12 protein-coding genes are annotated in these 16,637 nt (G+C 69.1%); 10 read left to right on the top strand and 2 right to left on the bottom strand.

Annotated elements, in window-relative coordinates; genetic code table 11:
- Positions 1 to 11: 11 nt before the first annotated feature.
- Complete coding sequence (locus CAP_RS20740) at positions 12 to 365, bottom strand: hypothetical protein (RefSeq protein ID WP_156040989.1); 354 nt, start codon at positions 363 to 365, stop codon at positions 12 to 14.
- 116 nt (positions 366 to 481) lie between these two features.
- Here CAP_RS20740 and CAP_RS20735 point away from each other — a divergent pair, with 116 nt between their 5' ends.
- The 7 genes from CAP_RS20735 (at position 482) to CAP_RS45125 (ending at position 8,168) form a co-directional block, all read left to right on the top strand.
- Entirely contained in the window at positions 482 to 1,204 is a 723-nt protein-coding gene (locus CAP_RS20735) for a response regulator (protein ID WP_044243798.1), read from the top strand.
- A gap of 106 nt (positions 1,205 to 1,310) precedes the next feature.
- A complete protein-coding gene (locus CAP_RS20730) occupies positions 1,311 to 2,072 on the top strand; it encodes an energy transducer TonB (RefSeq protein WP_044243795.1) in 762 nt (253 codons plus the stop codon).
- A 31-nt stretch (positions 2,073 to 2,103) separates the two neighbouring features.
- Positions 2,104 to 2,811: a MotA/TolQ/ExbB proton channel family protein gene (locus tag CAP_RS20725; RefSeq protein WP_052375583.1), complete on the top strand. Its 708-nt coding sequence runs from the start codon at positions 2,104 to 2,106 to the stop codon at positions 2,809 to 2,811.
- A complete protein-coding gene (locus tag CAP_RS20720) occupies positions 2,765 to 3,247 on the top strand; it encodes an ExbD/TolR family protein (RefSeq protein WP_044243792.1) in 483 nt (160 codons plus the stop codon). The genes CAP_RS20725 and CAP_RS20720 overlap by 47 nt, the downstream gene beginning before the upstream one ends.
- A gap of 4 nt (positions 3,248 to 3,251) precedes the next feature.
- On the top strand, positions 3,252 to 3,686 hold the full coding sequence (locus tag CAP_RS20715) for an ExbD/TolR family protein (RefSeq protein ID WP_156040988.1): 435 nt from the start codon (positions 3,252 to 3,254) through the stop codon (positions 3,684 to 3,686).
- An 80-nt stretch (positions 3,687 to 3,766) separates the two neighbouring features.
- A complete protein-coding gene (locus tag CAP_RS20710) occupies positions 3,767 to 6,748 on the top strand; it encodes a TonB-dependent receptor (RefSeq protein ID WP_044243791.1) in 2,982 nt (993 codons plus the stop codon).
- 88 nt (positions 6,749 to 6,836) lie between these two features.
- Positions 6,837 to 8,168, top strand: coding sequence for a beta-helix domain-containing protein (locus CAP_RS45125; RefSeq protein ID WP_052375582.1), 1,332 nt, complete (start codon positions 6,837 to 6,839; stop codon positions 8,166 to 8,168).
- 40 nt (positions 8,169 to 8,208) lie between these two features.
- Here CAP_RS45125 and CAP_RS20705 read toward each other — a convergent pair whose 3' ends face one another.
- On the bottom strand, positions 8,209 to 8,637 hold the full coding sequence (locus CAP_RS20705; protein ID WP_231511594.1) for a hypothetical protein: 429 nt from the start codon (positions 8,635 to 8,637) through the stop codon (positions 8,209 to 8,211).
- A 431-nt stretch (positions 8,638 to 9,068) separates the two neighbouring features.
- On the opposite strand from CAP_RS20705, the gene CAP_RS20700 reads away from it, so the two are divergent.
- The 3 genes from CAP_RS20700 (at position 9,069) to CAP_RS45120 (ending at position 16,508) form a co-directional block, all read left to right on the top strand.
- Positions 9,069 to 10,397: an FHA and sigma-54 interaction domain-containing protein gene (locus tag CAP_RS20700; RefSeq protein ID WP_231511593.1), complete on the top strand. Its 1,329-nt coding sequence runs from the start codon at positions 9,069 to 9,071 to the stop codon at positions 10,395 to 10,397.
- 150 nt (positions 10,398 to 10,547) lie between these two features.
- Positions 10,548 to 12,047 (top strand): hypothetical protein, encoded by a 1,500-nt coding sequence (locus CAP_RS20695; protein WP_044243786.1) that lies wholly within the window; start codon positions 10,548 to 10,550, stop codon positions 12,045 to 12,047.
- Between the two features lie 264 nt (positions 12,048 to 12,311).
- On the top strand, positions 12,312 to 16,508 hold the full coding sequence (locus CAP_RS45120) for a CHAT domain-containing protein (RefSeq protein ID WP_197041277.1): 4,197 nt from the start codon (positions 12,312 to 12,314) through the stop codon (positions 16,506 to 16,508).
- The last annotated feature ends 129 nt before the right edge of the window (positions 16,509 to 16,637 follow it).

Genomic DNA, 16,637 nt, shown 5'->3' with positions numbered 1-16,637 from the left:
ATCCTCGGTGCTCACGCCTTCCTTGGCCACCCGCAGGTCATGGTAGACGATCGCGGCGCATATTCGGCAAAGGTGGTGCTCCGGCCGCGGAGTTGCTGGAGCACCCCATGGGTGACCATTGCCACGGCCAGGGGGGTGAGCACGGCTCCCAGCATGGCAGCCCCGAGGATCTTCGGGAGGTTCTCCGAGAAGGCTTCGAAGGGCTGCCCCTCGCTGGCCTTCACCGTGTGGAGAACGTAGCTGAGCAGGGCCTGAGGGAGGTAAGCCACGAGCGCCATTAAGGAGAAGGCGCCGAGGTTCTGCCGAAGCACCGCGGGCGCTCGGGAGAGGACGCGCCCGGCTTCGAACGGTTGAAGGAATTCCATGTCGTCGGGTTCCCCGAGGAAAGCGGAGCGAGGGCGGGGGCGAGAATACACGAGTTCACCCTGTGACCATCCGGTCATGAGGCCGTAACAACCGACCTGTAGATCCCTCCTCCAGCATGGCGCGGATCCTGGTGATCGAAGATGAGCCAGCGCTCCTCAAGGTCCTCGATTACAACCTGAGGCAGGCAGGGCACGAAGTGCTCGCGACCGGGCATGGAGAGGAGGGCATCCGGAAGGCGCGCGAGACACCGCCCGATCTGGTGCTGCTCGACATGATGCTCCCGGACATGCCGGGGACCGAGGTGTGCCGGGCGCTGCAGCGGAGCGATGCCACGCGGCGCATCCCGGTGATCATCGTGTCGGCGCGGGGCGACGAGGTGGACCGGGTGGTGGGCTTCGAGCTGGGGGCCGTCGATTACGTGGTGAAGCCCTTCAGCGTGCGGGAGCTGCTCCTCCGGATCCAGGCCGTGCTGCGGCGGTCCCGGGTGGCGGCGCCCACCGCGCGGTGCATCGAGTTCGGGTGCTTGCGCATGGACGAGGAAGCACACCGGGTGTGGGTGGACGACCAGGAGGTGGAACTGACGCTGCTCGAGCTGAAGCTGCTCCTGGCGCTGCACGAGAGCCGGGATCGGGTGCAGAGCCGCAGCGCGCTGCTGGAAGGGGTGTGGGGGGCCGACGTGAACGTGACGACACGGACCGTGGACACCCACGTGAAGCGGCTGCGGGACAAGCTCGGTCGCGCCGGTGATTACATCGAGACGGTGCGGGGGATCGGCTACCGGTTCGCTGGCTCGCCGGACCTCGATCCGTCGCGACCCCGCGCGGTGCGAGAGGCGTGAAGCGAATGGTGACACGGCGCGACGATTGAAACGTTTCGCGGTCGTCACGCAGTTGCCACGGAAGGCAGGCAGGGTGCGCGCAGCGTGAAGGCCCGCGGAGCTAAGGATGCACCTTGAAACCTGGAGCGTCGGGGACACGGATCCCGGACGGGCGAAGCGGCTGGCGATCGGGTACGCGGTCGGGATCGGGCTCTTCGGTGCGCTGACCCTGGTCGCGGCGAGTGTGCACAGCGCCATCGCCCCCGCTGAAGAGGAAGAGGCGGAGGTCGTCGACGTGAAGCTCGCCACGGAGGTCCCCGCGGCGACACCGCCGCCTCCGCCGCCTCCCCCGTCGCCCGAGCTGCGCCCCGCGGCGGTGTCGCCAGGGCCGGCCAGGAAGGCGCTCGTCGCGCCGAAGGAGGTGCCCACCGAGCTGCCTCCGGAGGGAGAACCAGGGCAGGGCAGCGCCTCCGACGATGCTTATGGGGACAGCAATGGTGGGCCTGGAGGGGTGCCGGGGGGGACCGGACCTGCCGTGGCGCCACCCCCTCCGCCGCCCCCTCCACCGCCGCCACCCCCCCCGCCGCCCCGCGCTGCAGGGCCGATCCAGCTCCCGGAGAATGCGACGCCGCCCTCCGCGATTGCGATGAACCAGCCGGCGTACCCCGCCGAGGCGCGGAGCGCCGGGGTGGAGGCGACGGTGGTGGTGAAATACGTGGTCTCCGAGTCCGGGCAGGTGACTCAGGTGACGGTGGTCAGGGGTCACCCCATGTTCAATGACACGGTGCTCGCCACGGTGAAGTCGTGGCGATTCAGACCGGCAATGGTGGATGGGAGGCCGATCTCCGTCTTCAAGACGGCGCGCTTCCCCTTCAAGCTCAAGACATGAACCTCCTTCTTGAATTCGAGGAGCGGAAGCCATGATGCAATTCGATCTCGCGCACATCTGGGCCAGCATGGGGCTGCTCAGCAGGCTCGTCGCCTTCGCCCTGGTCATCATGGGCCTGGCGAGCATCGCCGTGGTGGTGGAGCGGGTGATCGCGCTCGCGCGGCTCGGCGCGGAGACGCGGCGGTTCGCGGCAGAGGCGCGGCCGCTGATGGAGGTGTGGGACACCGCGTCGCTGGTGGAGGTGGCCGAGCGCTACCGGCTGTCGGCGCTCGCGCGGTTGATGGCGGCCTCGGTGCGCCGCTACGAGCGGGCCCTCGGCGAGGGGGAGGGCGGAGTGCCAGCGGTGGAGCTGGCGAGGCGTGAAGCGGGTCGGCGCAGGGAGGCGATCGGCGCCGATCTGCGCCGGGGGCTCAACGTGCTCGCGTCGGTCGGATCCGTGGCGCCCTTCGTGGGGCTGCTCGGCACGGTCATCGGCATCATCACCGCGTTCCAGACGATTGCTTCGTCAGGCTCGGGGGGGCTCGGCGCCGTGAGCGCTGGCATCTCCGAGGCACTCATCGTCACCGCCCTCGGCCTCGCGGTCGCGATCCCGGCGGTGCTTTGCTTCAACTACCTGAGCGCCCGCATCTCCGCCGTCGAGCTGTCCCTCGAGCGGAGCGCCGGGGAGCTCATCGACGAGATGGAGAACGAGCATGGGCGCCACAGTGGAGAGCACGAGATCGCGAAGACCGCAGCTTGAGCCGGAGATCAACGTCACGCCGCTGGTGGACGTGGTGCTGGTGCTGCTGATCATCTTCATGGTGGTGGCCCCGCAGCTCGAGCACGGCGAGCGGGTCGAGCTGCCCGCCGTCTTCCAGCCCGATGCGAAGTCGAAGGCCAAGCTCGATCCGATCTACGTCACGGTGGCCGCGAGCGGGCGGCTGTTCCTGGAGAAGGAGCCCGTCGAGGGCCTCGCGGCTCTGGAAGGGAAGCTGCGGGAGGTGAGGGCCGCGGAGCCGGAGCGGCGGGTGGTGCTGAAGGGCGATGGCGCCGTGAAGTACCACACCATGCGGGAGGCCTTCGCGCTGTGTCAGGGGCTGGGTTTCGCCGGGATCTCGCTGCAGGTGAGCCAGCGGGGGGGTGGCAAGGGAATGCCGGCCGGAGCAGGCGCAGAAGGCGCGCCAGAGGAGGGCTGACGCCATGGGCATGGGTGTGCAAGGCGGCGGTCGGAAGAACGAGATCAGGCCGAGCATGAACGTCACGCCGCTGGTGGACGTGGTGCTGGTGCTGCTGATCATCTTCATGGTGGTGACGCCGCTGCTCGCGAAGCAGATGTGGCTGAACCTGCCGAAGAAGGACGAGGATGCGAAGAACGAGCCGCCGCCGGGCGAGAAGGACAAGCCGGTGGTGGTGACGGTGGACAGGGACGGGACGGTGCGGATCAACCAGTCGCCCGTGGAGCGCGCGGCGCTCAGGGACAAGCTGGGGCGCATCATCGCGGCACGCGCGGAGAGCGTGATCTACTTCGACGCACACGACGAGGCGGATTACGCGGTGGCGGTCGAGGTGATGGACCTGGCGCGGATGGGCGGCGCCAGGACGATCGCGGTGCTCACGGAGAACGCGGTGCGCTGAAAGCCGCGCGCGGGCACGGAGCCTCGCGGCCTGAGATTTCGTCGGTGTGCGCGGCAGGCCGCGCGCGAAGGGACACGTGCATGATGCGTCAGGGGAGCTGGGGGGTCGTGGCGGCGCTGGTTGCGCCGCTGGTGTGGAGCAGTGTGGCCATTGCCCAGCAGCCCGCAGAGGGAGGCGACACGCCGCCGACCGGTGGAGACGCGCCCGCAGGTGGAGATATGTCAGCGGACGCCGGGGCAGGGGAGGAGGGCCTCGGGGAAGAGGACCCTGCCCGGCCCCCGCCTGCGGGCAAGGGCGTGGTGTGGGGCGTGGTGACCGACGCGGCGACGAAGGAGCCCATCTTCGACGCGCAGGTGGCGGTGGTCGGAGCGCCCAGCAAGGTACTCGCCGACGTCGATGGGCGCTTCCGGCTGGAGCTGCCGCCAGGGGAGTACACGCTGCGCGTCTGGTACGAGCTGTACACGGCGCAGCGGGTGCAGAACGTGCGGGTCGTCGCCGGGGCGGTGGCGAAGATCGACGTGGCCCTCTCGACCGACAAGCAAGCCGAGGACGTGATCGAGGTGGAAGCGGAGGTGGAGCGGGCGAGCGTGGGCGCGCAGCTCCTGATCCGCAAGAATGCGGCGCAGGTGGGAGACGCCATCGGTGCGCAGGAGATCGCGAGGACGCCCGATCGGAGCGCATCGGAGGCGGCGCGGCGGGTGGTGGGCGCGACGGTGGTGGGCAACCGCTACGTGGTCGTGCGGGGGCTCGGCGACCGGTACACGAACTCGCTCCTGAACGGCGCTCCCTTGCCGAGCCCGGAGCCGGATCGGCAGGCGGTGCCGCTCGACCTGTTCCCGACGCTGATCCTGAGCGACATCACCATCCTGAAGAGCTTCACGCCCGACATGCCGGGGGACTTCGCGGGAGGGTCGGTGCGCATCAACACCCGCGAGCTACCGAGCAAGCTGCTGGCGCAGGCGCAGATCACGCTGGGGCTGAACTCGGTGTCGACCTTCCAGGACCGGGTGAGCTACGCGGGCGGAGGGCTCGACTGGCTGGGGATGGACGACGGGACGCGGGCGCTGCCGGCGGGGTTCCCGAACTACAAGGTGACCCGGCTGGCCGAGAAGCCCGACGGGACGGTGATGAGCAATGACGAGCTCACGGGTCACGGGAGGCAGCTCGCGCAGACGCTGGGGTCGATGGAGACGACCCGCACCCAGAACCTCCCGAACGGGAGCGGGAACCTGGTCCTCGGGAACACCTTCGATCTGCCGCGCGGGCAGAAGCTCGGGTTCACGACAGCGCTGAGCTACGGCAGGCGGTTCACGCGCCGGCCCGACGAGGTGCTGCGGACTTACCTACCGCCGCCGACGGCGACCTCGGACGAGATCGGCCCCCGCAACACCTACGTGGCCGACACGGGGATCGACACGGTGGCCTGGGGCGGGTTCGGGTCGGCGACCTGGAACTCCGGCAAGGACCACAAGGTGACGCTGACGGGCATCTACAGCCGCGCGTCCGAGAACGAGGGGCGAGAGATCGCCGGCTTCAACGACGAGCGGAACGTGAACGTGACGGACACGCGGCTCCGGTTCGTGGAGCGCGCGCTCACCTTCGGGCAGCTCCTGGGAGAGCATCGCTTCCCGGATCTCGCGCACGCAACGCTGACCTGGAACGCCTCGGCGTCGCTCGCCTCCTCCGAGGAGCCCGGGACCCGCCAGAACGTCTACACCCAGGACGCGAGCACGGGCGTCTACGGGTGGGAGGAGAGCACGCTGTCGGGCTCGTACTTTTTCAGCGAGCAGACGGAGCGCTCACTCGGAGCGGGGTTCGATTGGCTCCAGCCGCTCGGCGAGGGGGAGCTCGCCCCGAAGCTCAAGCTGGGCGGGCTGATGACGCTGCGGCGCCGCAGCTTCGATTCGCGAAGGTTCCGCTTCATCCCGTTCCAGGGCCAGAGTGATGGGACGGAGGAGGAAGAGGAAGAGCAGCAAGCCATCTTCAGGCAGTCTCCCGATCAGCTCTTCACGGCCGAGTACATCGGTACGGAGCTGATCCTCCGGGAAGAGACGCGGAACACGGACACCTACAACGCCGACTACGACGTGTTCTCCGGCTACCTGATGACCGACGCGGCGCTCACCCGCGCGGTGCGGGTGGTCGTGGGAGGGCGCGTGGAGGCGTCGCGGCAGACCATCAACTCGTTCAGCCCGTACGCGCCCGAGCTGGCGCCGGTGATGAACGAGCTGGCCAGCGTGACGCTCTTGCCGGCGGTGAGCCTGCTCTACAAGGTGACGTCGACGTCCAACGTGCGGCTCGGCCTGTCGAAGACGGTGGCGCGGCCGCAGCTCCGGGAGCTCGCGCCCTTCGTGTTCACCGACTACTTCGGCGCCCGCGAGATCGTCGGCGAACCAGGCCTGACGCAGACGAGCATCTACAACGCCGACCTGCGCTTCGAGCTGTTCCCGGGAACCGGCGAGGTGATGGCAGTGAGCGCGTTCTACAAGCAGTTCCAGGATCCCATCGAGCAGGTGATCATTCCTTCGGGCCGGGGGATCGTGTCCTACCAGAACGCGCCGGGAGGGAGGAACGCCGGCATCGAGCTGGAGATGCGCAAGACGCTCGGGTTCATGGCGCCCGCGCTGCGGGATTTCCAGCTCATCGCCAACCTGACCCTGGTGAGCTCGCGGGTGTCGCTGAACACGGATGATCTCGGGGTGCAGACCAACGCGGTGAGGCCGCTGGCGGGGCAGTCTCCGTACGTGGTGAACCTGGGGCTCGACTACGCGGGCGAGGAGACCGGGACGCGGGCGCGGGTGCTCTACAACGTGTTCGGTCCCCGCATCTCGCAGGTGGGCTCGAACCGGCTGCCGGACGTGTACGAGGAGCCGCGGCACCAGCTCGATGTGACCTTCGCGCAGCGGCTGGGGCAGCACGTGGATCTGAAGCTCACGCTGGAGAACCTGCTCGATTCACCGGTGCTGTTCACTCAGGGGGAGGACGCCGAAGGGGAGGCCAACGTGGTCAACCGCTTCCGCAATGGCGTCTCGGGGGCGCTCGGCGTGGTGATCACGAACTGAGGTCGCCACGAGAACGTCGCATTGCGCACGCCAGGGAGTAACGCGGGTGCTGCAGGGTGCGCGCAGAGATTCTGGAGGTTCATCGCATATGCGCATCAACGGTACGATCCTGTTCTGCTCGACGGCGCTCGGCGTCGTGCTCGCTGGCTGCTCGGACGCAGCGGATCCGGTGCCGCCCGGCAACCAGGGAGACACCACCCTCAGCGGATCGATCTCCGAGGATCGGACGCTCACTGCAGACAAGGAGTGGACGCTCGGCGGGGTGGTGTTCGTGGAGGCGGGGGCGACGCTGACCATCGAGCCGGGGACCGTGATCAAGGGCGCTGCGTCGAGCCTGGGGACGCTGGTGGTCGAGCCCGGGTCGCGCCTGATGGCGCAGGGGACCGCGGACGCCCCGATCGTGTTCACGAGCCAGGCCGAGCCCGGGGATCGGCTGGCGGGTGACTGGGGCGGCGTGATCCTGCTCGGGAACGCGCCGATCAACGTGCCCGGTGGCAAGGCGCAGGTAGAGGGCATCACCGGAGAGGGGACGCAGTACGGTGGTGACGATCCCGACGATTCGAGCGGGGTGGTCGAGTACGTGCGCATCGAGTACAGCGGCGTGCAGCTCTCGCCGGACAACGAGATCAACGGCATCACCTTCGCGGGCGTGGGGCGCGGGACGCGCGTCGATCACGTGATGGTGCATCACACGACCGACGATTGCTTCGAGTTCTTCGGCGGGACGGTGGACGCGAAGCACCTGCTCTGCGCCTACAACGGAGACGACGGTGTCGACTGGGATCTCGGTTACACGGGACGGCTACAGTACGTGGCGGTGGTGCAAGACGCTTCGATCGCCGACGACGCGAACGGGTTCGAGGCGGACAACGACGGCGACGCGACGCAGAACCGGCCGATCAGCAGCCCCACCATCTACAACGCCACCCTGTGCGGGCAGAACAAGGTGGTGGACAAGCAGCAGTACGGGATGCTGCTGCGCCGGTCGACGGAGGGGACGGTCGTGAACACGGTCATCACGGGCTTCGAGGCCTGCGTGGACGTGGGCGGCGCGCTGACCGATCCGGTCGCGACAAGCTCGATCTGCCACGGGAGCACGGCGCCGGGGGTCACGATCGCCTACGAGGAGACGGACACCGACGAGGCGAGCAAGGGAAAGCCCACCTACGACGACGATGGCGGGTTCGATGAGGTGGCGTGGTGGAACGACCCCGCGAGCGGCAACAGCGTGACGGATCCGGGGCTCGCCAACTGCTTCAGGGCAGGGGATCCCGACTTCCGCCCTGCCGTGACCCTGAGCGAGGGTGCGGCGACGCCGCCCGAGGATGGTTTCTTCGATGCTTCAGCCACCTACATCGGCGCCTTCACGGCGGACGATGGCTGGGCCACAGGCGCCTGGGTCAGCTTCGAAGCGCGCTGAGTCCTGACGCCGCGCAGCAATCCAGCCCGAGTGGCGATGATCAGCGTGCGCGGAGCGTGAATCCGGACACGCGGTGCTCAGCACACTGGGCTCGCGTGTCCGCGGCGTCGCGGAATGTCACCGTTCCGCACAGCTCGCAGAGCCCAAGGTGCGCACGATAGTAATCCCTGTCGGTGAGGACGGCGGATGCGAGCACGCTGAGCACCATGTCCCCGAGAAAGTCGATCTCACGGGGAGAAGGTACCCAGGCCGCTTTGCCGTCGACGGAGGCGCGACGCACGCGCCCACCGTAGATGGCCGCGTGGAGGAAGCGATCGTCGGAAACGGGGGCGATCAGCCCACGCACCGCCTCGATCACCCGCCCGCGCGCGCGCAGGAGCAGCTCCTCGAAGCTCGCGTCCGTCTCCATGCGCATGTCGAGGCGCAGGGGCCTGGCGCCTGGCTCCCGGAGCACCATGGGGCGCTTCATGAGCCCCGGCGAGACCAGGTGCCGCTGGATCCAGTCGATGAGCTCTGTCGTCGTCCACTCGGTGACAGAGCCCTCGAGGAACTCGAGTACGGCGGGAACGCCGCCGCCTACTTGCCCGGGAGCTGCCGCGAATGATGACCAGCTTCGCGAACGGCGGATGCGTTGAGGCAGGTCGAGTTTGCGTGTAGTGCCCATAATCTGTGTTGGTTGACTTACTCTGCAGTGGGCGAGGTAGTCGGTCCGTCTGAACCGATCCGGAGCAGAATCTGTGCCGCCGCGATTGGAACCCGGAAGAGATCCTGCAGCGGCCGGAATGTTCGGACCGAGGTGAAGGTGGGGAGAGGGAAGGAAAATGCAGCCGGGGGAGTCGCTGAGCGGCCACTGGCCGGCCGGGTCAGGCCAGCTTGCCCTTTTGCGTTAGGATGGATCCAATGCACTCGACCACGACCATCCGTGAGTCTCTGCCCGAAGTGCCGGTCAGTGAGGTGCCAATCCCCGGTCTCGTTCTCGTGTTCTCCGGAAAGCAGCCGAAATGTACGGCGATTCCTCTGGAGGATGGGGCCGTGGTGCTCGGGCGCGGTGGTCCCGCAGGTGACGATACGCTCCTGTCGCGGCGTCATGCGCGCGTCGCCTTCGATGGCACCACCTGGTCGGTGGAAGATCTCAAGAGCACCAACGGCACCTGGGTGGACAACGAGCCGATCCAGGGTGAGGTGCACCGAGCCTCCATGCGCGTGATCCAGGCCGGAGCTTCGATCTTCTTGCCGCTCGACGACGTGCGCCGCTTTCTGCAGTACCGGGTGCGGGTCGAGAGGGGGATGGTGCTCGGGCCGGCGCTGCAGGAGGTGCACGCGACGATCACGCGAGCCGCGCTGTCGGGCGACAGCTTGCTCATCACGGGAGAGAGCGGCACGGGCAAGGAGCTTGCGGCGCGCGCATACCACCAGGCTGGCCGCCACTCGGGGGGACCCTTCGTGGCCGTCAACTGTGCTGCCATCCCGCAGACGCTCGCGGAGCGGCTCCTGTTCGGTGCGCGCAAAGGCGCCTACTCCGGCCTGACGCACGACACGGACGGGTACGTGCAAGCGGCGAACAACGGGACGCTGTTCCTCGACGAGGTGGCGGAGCTCGACGCCGGCGTGCAGGCCAAGCTGCTCCGGGTGATCGACACGCAGGAGGTGATGGAACTCGGGGCCGTGGCGGCGAAGCCGGTGCGCCTTCAGGTGTGCGCAGCGACGCACAACCTGCGGGCGCGGGTCGCGTCGAAGCAGTTCCGGGACGATCTTTACTACAGGATCGGCAAGCCAGAGGTGCGCCTGCCGCCGCTGCGGGAGCGGCCCGAGGAGATTCCTTGGCACTTCGCCGCGTGCTGCAAACCCGTGGAAGGGAGTCAGCCGCCGGCACTCCACGTCTCGCTGATCGTCTCCGCCCTGATGCGCCCCTGGCCCGGCAACGTGCGCGAGCTGCTGGGAGAGGCGCGCCGTGCCGTGAGCCGGGCAGTGGGAGAGGAGAGGCGGGTGGTGGAGGCCCGGGATCTCGACGAGTGGGCCGGGATGGGGGTGGAGGAGGGCTCGGGACAGGACTCCGAGCGGAGTGGCGTGCCCAACGATGCGATCGCGGAGGCCCTTCGCCTCGAAGGGGGGAATGTGACCCGTGCTGCACGGCGGCTCGGCATTCACCGCAACAAGGTGCGTCGCTGGCTCAAGAAGTACGGGATCGATCGCGGGACCTTCGGGTCGCGGGAGGACCACGCCGGGTGAGCCGGGGGCAGAGTGACCAGAGGGTCAACTTCGCGCTCGCACAGCGTGGGCGGCTTCTGATAATGTAATCGAAGTTCTCCTGGCACCCTCCAGGGGAGCCCCTACATCCCTACGCTTAGTGTCGTCTGACCCGTGATTGCTGGAGGTCTCATGCGCCGCGGTCGAGTCGTCCCTGCCCTTCTGGTTGTTCTTACCGCCGCGACGGGCGGGGCTGCGCTGGCTGTAGGCTGCAGTGCCGTCGGGGAAGGTAGTGAATTCACGAGCACCACGGGGACCACGGATACGGGTGGCGGTGGGCCGGGAGCGGGGGGCTCTGGCGGTGAAGCCGGTGGCGGCATCATCATCGAGCCACCGCAGGACGGTGGGACCGACGCGCCCCCCGACGTGTACATCAACCCGTGCGGTTCCGAATGCGGGCCCACCGAGCTGTGCGACCCGGATCACCTGGGGCTCGACGACGACTGTGATGGCGAAGTGGACGAGGACTGCTCCTGCATCGGCGGACAGGCGCACTTTTGCTTCAAGGGTGATCCTTCGTTCCGTGGTCAGCCTGGCTGCTTCGATGGCTCCCAGAGCTGCACCGAGAACGGTGACTGGGGTCCCTGCGTCGGCGGTGTGCACGCGACCGAGCAGTGCGCAGAGCAAAGCACGGTGGGTTGCCATCCCATCCAGGCGGTACCCTTCCAGAACGTCGACCTCAAACCGGGAACGGGTACCTTCAGCAGCAACGCCGTGACCGAGACCTGGAGCGTGGCCTGCCCGGCGGGCGTGAACCCGTGCCCGGTCCCCTCCGGCGCGAGTCCCGCAGACGATTACAAGCCGCTGCAGTCGGGCGAGTACACCGTGACCTACACCAAGACGGTCTCGGGCGGCCCCTCCGAGTCATGCACCTACCCGCTCTTCGTCGGGTCGCGAGGGCTGCGCGTGGAGCTCGAGTGGAGGAACGATTCCGCGCCCTACGGCGCCGACATCGATCTGCACCTGCACCAGCCCAACAACACACAGCCCTGGGCGGTCAGCGGGGCGCCTCAGGACTGCGGCTATGGCAACTGCACCCTGAGCTCACTCAGCGATAGCGATGCGCCGCACTGGTTCCCCACCACCGGCTCGCCTCCGGATCCGGTGGCCTGGTACGAGGACCCCGTCCTCGAGCAGAACACCTGCTACTACGCGCCGCGCGGTGTGGGGACGGCCTGGCAGGCCCGCGGCGAGGGTTGCTACAACCCCCGCCTCGATCTGGACAACATCAGCTGCACGCCCTCGGTCACGGACCCTTCGGCCAGCAACTTCTGCGCTCCCGAGAACATCAACGTCGACTTCCCGCCACAGGACCAGTGGTTCCGGATCGGGGTTCACTATTTCTCGGGGAGCCAGAACATCCGGCCGCGTCTGAAGGTCTACTGCAACGGCGCGCTGGCCGCGGATCTCGGCCCGTCGGGATTCTACGATCCGGAGATGCCCCTGATCTTCCCGGCATCGGGCGGCGGCTCGCTGTACTGGCTGGCTGCCGACGTCCGGTTCCAGACCAATGAGTGCAGCAATACCTGCGACGTGCGACCGCTTTACATGGATGCGGTGTCCAGGCAGCCCTACCTGACCAACAGGTCCACGGTCGAGTCGAATTTCGGTCCGCCCTACCCCTCCCCCTGAGCCGCATTCTGCACGTAGCATCAGCAGATGCCTGCATGCTTCGTGCTGGATGTTGAGACCGACGCCTCCGCCAGGTCAGTGACGCTGCGTCTCGCAGGACCTGGCGGGGCTCAACTCGGCGAGCACCGAGTCCAGCTCGATGCCCACCCGGCTGCACGCTGGGAAGGACTCTTCCAAACGCGGCGATACATCCGTCGGGTCGCCCGGGATGGCCGACAAGCCGAGGTGCTGCTCGATGCTGTAGGAGCATTCCTGGGCCGCTCGGTGCTGGGCTCTCAGATCACGCATGCCCTGGCCGGGGGCAACGAGGCGCGCACCCTGCTCGTGAGGGTCTCCGGCGCTCCTGACGATGCGCTGGCGTCGGCGTTTGCGCAGGTGCCATGGGACCTGGCGAGGCTCGAGGGAGATCTGCGTACGCTGCGACAGCGGGGGATCGCGGTCCGCATCGCACTGGTGCCATCGAAGGCCAAGGCCGAGGAGCATGCCACGGTCCCCGAGGGGGGGGCGATGGTGGCGCCCCAGTCAGCGCCCGTGCGCGTTCTCCTCGTGTTCGCCGAGCCTGCCGGCGCGCGGCCGGCGGGGGCGCGCATCGAGCGGGAAGAACTGCTCGACACGTTCTTTCGCGACGTCCTCCCGCACCGTGACGTGGAGGTGGACGTGCTGTGCCACGGCGTGACCCGCGCGCAGATCTGGGAGCACGTGCGCCGCAGCGGTGGCTACCACGTGGTGCACTGGAGCGGGCGTGCCCTCGCAGGTGGGCTGGAGATCGAGCTGGAGGAAGGTGAAGAAGAGGCGCCGGTGATCTCGGGGGAGGAGCTCGCCGATCTGCTGAGCGGCTCCGGCACCGGCGAGGTGACGCCAGCGCTGGTCCTGCTCAGCGCCTGCCGGGCAGGAGCGCTCGGGGTGGCCCGTGACTGGGATGCGGTGCGCACCGCGATGGGCGAGCCCGTTCCCGCCGCTGCAGAGCCGACACTCGATCAGGCGCTCGACGTGGCTGGGGGAACACCGGAGGTGGCGCTGGCGATGATCGCCGCGGGTATCCCCGCGGTGGTGGCGACACGGCACGAGGTGGCGCCGAGCTATGCCCGGCGGCTCGCGCGCTCGCTCTACCGGCGGCTGCTCGCCAGCGAGTCAGGGCTGTCCGTGGACGAGGCGCTCGCGGGAGCGCAGCGGGAGCTCGCAGGGGGATCCTCCGCCGACAGATCCGACAAGGCCGCGGCGGGATCGGCCGGCGGAAAAGAGGGGGGTCTCGCGCGGACCTCCATGCCTGGCTCTGTCGGGTACGGGAGCGGCGTGGTTCTGGCCGGCAGTGGTGAAGCGCGGTCAGGTCAGCGTACGGCGGTCACCCAGGATGCAGGAGCGCGCGGCGTGCTGGCTTTCTCGGCAGTGGCCGAGAGCGGGCGAGGGCCCGTCACGTCATCCCCCCTCGAGGCTCCTGCCTCCGGGAGGAGCCGCGCCGCGGGCGAGGCCTGGCAAGCGGACCTGATGGATCAGTCAGCTCCGATCCTGTTTGGCGCGAGGCCAGTGACGATCGTCGCCGAGGCACACCGAAGCGCGCTCGCCGACAGAAGCGAGCCGAAGCCCCAGCCGCTCCTGGAGAGCGGCAGCAAGGACCTCGACCCTTCACCTGGGTTCGTCGGGCGCGGTGGTGAGCTCGGGCTGCTCGCGCGTACGTGGCTGATGTCCGGAGGGGTGCCGCTGGCCCTCGTGGACGGTCCTGCGGGCATCGGGAAGACCTCGCTCGCGGCCGAGGCCATCCACCTGTGGCACCGTCGCTTCGGACTGGTCCTCGCCTTCCAGCCGCTTCGTGGCGAAGTCGGGATGTCGGTCCAGGCCGGACCGGAAGGCGTGCCCTCCGCAAGCGTGGCGGAAGGGAAGCCATCGCGGGAGCTCGAACCGCTGTTGCGCTACGTCGATCGGCGCTTGCGGGAGGAGAGTTCAGCATATCGGGAGCGCTGCGAGCAGGACCCGCTGGCCCGCGTGTACGTGCCACCCGGAGAGGGGTTCTCGCGAGAGGAACGCGGGGCGCGGCTGATCCAGAACCTCGCCGACGCGCTGCGGGCAGACCGGGTGCTGCTCGTGCTCGACGGGCTCGATGGTGGCGCCTCCGGGCAGGCGTCGGAGGCGGTGTGGTGGAGGCTTCTGGCGCAGCTCGGGCCGCAGCTCGGCGAAGGAGACGCGCGGCTCCTCGTGACATGCCGGCGTGGTCCGCCTGCGGCCGAGCTTCCCGGGGCCCTGCGCGTGTCGCTTGGGTCGCTGCCGCTCGGGCACGCAGCGGTGCTTGCCGACCGGCGCTCGGCGCTCCGGGAGATCCTTGCTCGGGGGACACGGGAGCGCCGGGAAGGTGGAGGTGCGGTGGGACAGGCCGAGAGGCTCGCGCGCCGCCTGCTGGAGGTGAGCCACGGCCATCCTCTGGTCCTGCTCCGCTTCGGGGACGTGGCAGGGATGGGGCGGCCCGTGCTGGAGGATGCGCTCGCGCGGCTCGGGGCTCTCGAAGGAGGTCTGCCCGCGGGATCTCTGCCTGGTGGGCGAGGCGATGCGGAGAGGGCGTGGGCCCTGCTCGAGGACGTCGGCGCGTGCCTGGTGGATCTGCTCCTCGAGCGGCTCAGCCTTGGCGCCCGTCGTCTCCTCTGGGGCATGTCGCTGGCCAGCGAGCCGGTTCCGGCGTGGATGATCGAGGATCTCGGCTCCAAGTTGCTGCCTGGCGAAGAGCGCCCCCGGGCTGCGCTCGCCGAGATCTGCGCGGCCGGGCTGGCGGTTCGCGAAGAGGAGCAGGCGCGTGGCACCGTGTACGAGTTCCACGATCTGATCGCGGAGCGGGTGACGGTGTGGATGGAGCAGCACCCCGAGGAGCGCGCCGAGGTCTCCACGGAGGACCTCTACCGTTGCTTCGGTGAGCGCTACACGGCCGCCTTCAGGAATGCGCTCCCCATGCTCCAGCAAGGGTTGCTCACCACGCCTCCTCCCGGCGAGGACACGCGCCCTCGGTCGAGCCCCGTGTCGAGCACGGACGCGCGCACGCGTCCTCCCTCCACGCCCATCAGCGAGTCCAGGCCGCGTGCCGCGCGCCGCTCGCGTGAGCTGTGCGCGGAGCTTGGCCGTCGGAGCGTTCGGTATCTGGTGCGGGGCCGAGCCTTTCAGGCACTCTCGGCCTTCGGGAGCGCGGCGTTCATGGGCGCAGGCGACGCCTCGCTGGTCGCCGAGGTGGTCGCCGACCTCGCTGCGGCTGCCGATCACGGCGAGGGGCCGACGCGGTGGCGGGCGCGGGTCTCACTCGCCGACGCCCTGCGCGGCGCGCGGCAGGTGGACGCATCGTTGCCGCTCTACGAGCAGGCTGCATCGGAAGCTGCCACGGACGATCACTGGGCAGACCTGGGGGTGATCCTCACGAAGTGGGCCACCGCCCTCGCGCAGGACGGCCGCCTCGACGAAGCCCGTGCTCTCTTCGAGCGCGGCGCGGAGGCCAAGCGCCGCGCCGGCAAGCCCCTCGCCCAGGTGATCGCCGTCGAGCTGGAGGCACTCCGGATCGACGTGATGCAGCAAGGCGCGGTGCAGGCGCTCCCCGAGATCGAGCGCCGCGTCGAGGTCCTGCGCGAGCTGTGGAGGCAGCGCCCGCACGACGAGGAGGAGCCCCTCGGTGCGGAGGACGTGCAGCTCGGAGGGGCACTGGTCACTGGCGTCGACGTGGCGAGGCGTGCGAGCGCGGCGCTCGAGCGGTGGGAGGCGTGCCTCGCGCTGCTCGACGAGCTGGAGGTTCTGGACCGCGGTCTCGGTGCAGCCGATCTCGACCTCTCACGCGAGCGCTTCCACCGCTGGACCCCTCTCGTGCGGCTGGGCCGGATGGCAGAGGCCACCGAGGTGATCGAGGGGTGCCTGGAGGGGTTCCGACGCGCGCGCGACACGCGGGGGGAAGTGCGCGCGCTCTCGGCGCTGGCCAGCGTCCGCGCAGAGCTCGGCGACCTCGAGGGGGCGGCGGCCCTCGAGCGCGAAGCGCTCAGCGCGCGTGAGCGTTTCGCCAGCGCCGGTGAGCGGGCCATCGCCCATTGCAGGCTCGCCAGCATGCTCGGGCGCGCTGGGCGGCCGGTCGACGCGCTGGACAACGTGCTCGCCGCCGTCGCCTACCAGCTCGCGGCCGGGCAAGATGCCTCGGCAGAGCTGCGGGCCTTGGCGATCTACGCGCTGGAAGCGGCGGCACTGGATGCACCCGCGGAGACGGCCCCTGACGGTCCGCCCACCGATGCTGCGCTGCAGAGCGGGTCACGGCCCCTCCTGCCCGCGGTCATGCCTCGCCTCGCGTCGCTCCTGGAGCGCCCGAGCTTCGCCTCGGTGCGCAAGTTCCTGAGCGAGCGCGGGGTGTCTCTGGAGGTGCTCCAGGTGCGCATCGACGACCTGTTCGCACACGCTGCCGCAGGTGTGGAGCGCGGGCAGCCGCCGAGCTTCTCCCTGGAAGAAGCAGGCTAGGTACAGCGTATCCTGGTACTGCGTACCCTGGATCAGGGGCTCGTCGCCCCTACGCTCCCGGTGGTCGCTACCCCTGTGCTGTCGCGCGAGCGTCGCGCCGAGGACCAGGGGTGATCGAGAAAACGGAGT

This window comes from Chondromyces apiculatus DSM 436, assembly GCF_000601485.1.
Lineage (GTDB): Bacteria > Myxococcota_A > Polyangia > Polyangiales > Polyangiaceae > Chondromyces > Chondromyces apiculatus.
The sequence above is the reverse complement of the archived record's forward strand: the minus strand, read 5'-3'. Positions and strand labels throughout refer to the sequence as shown.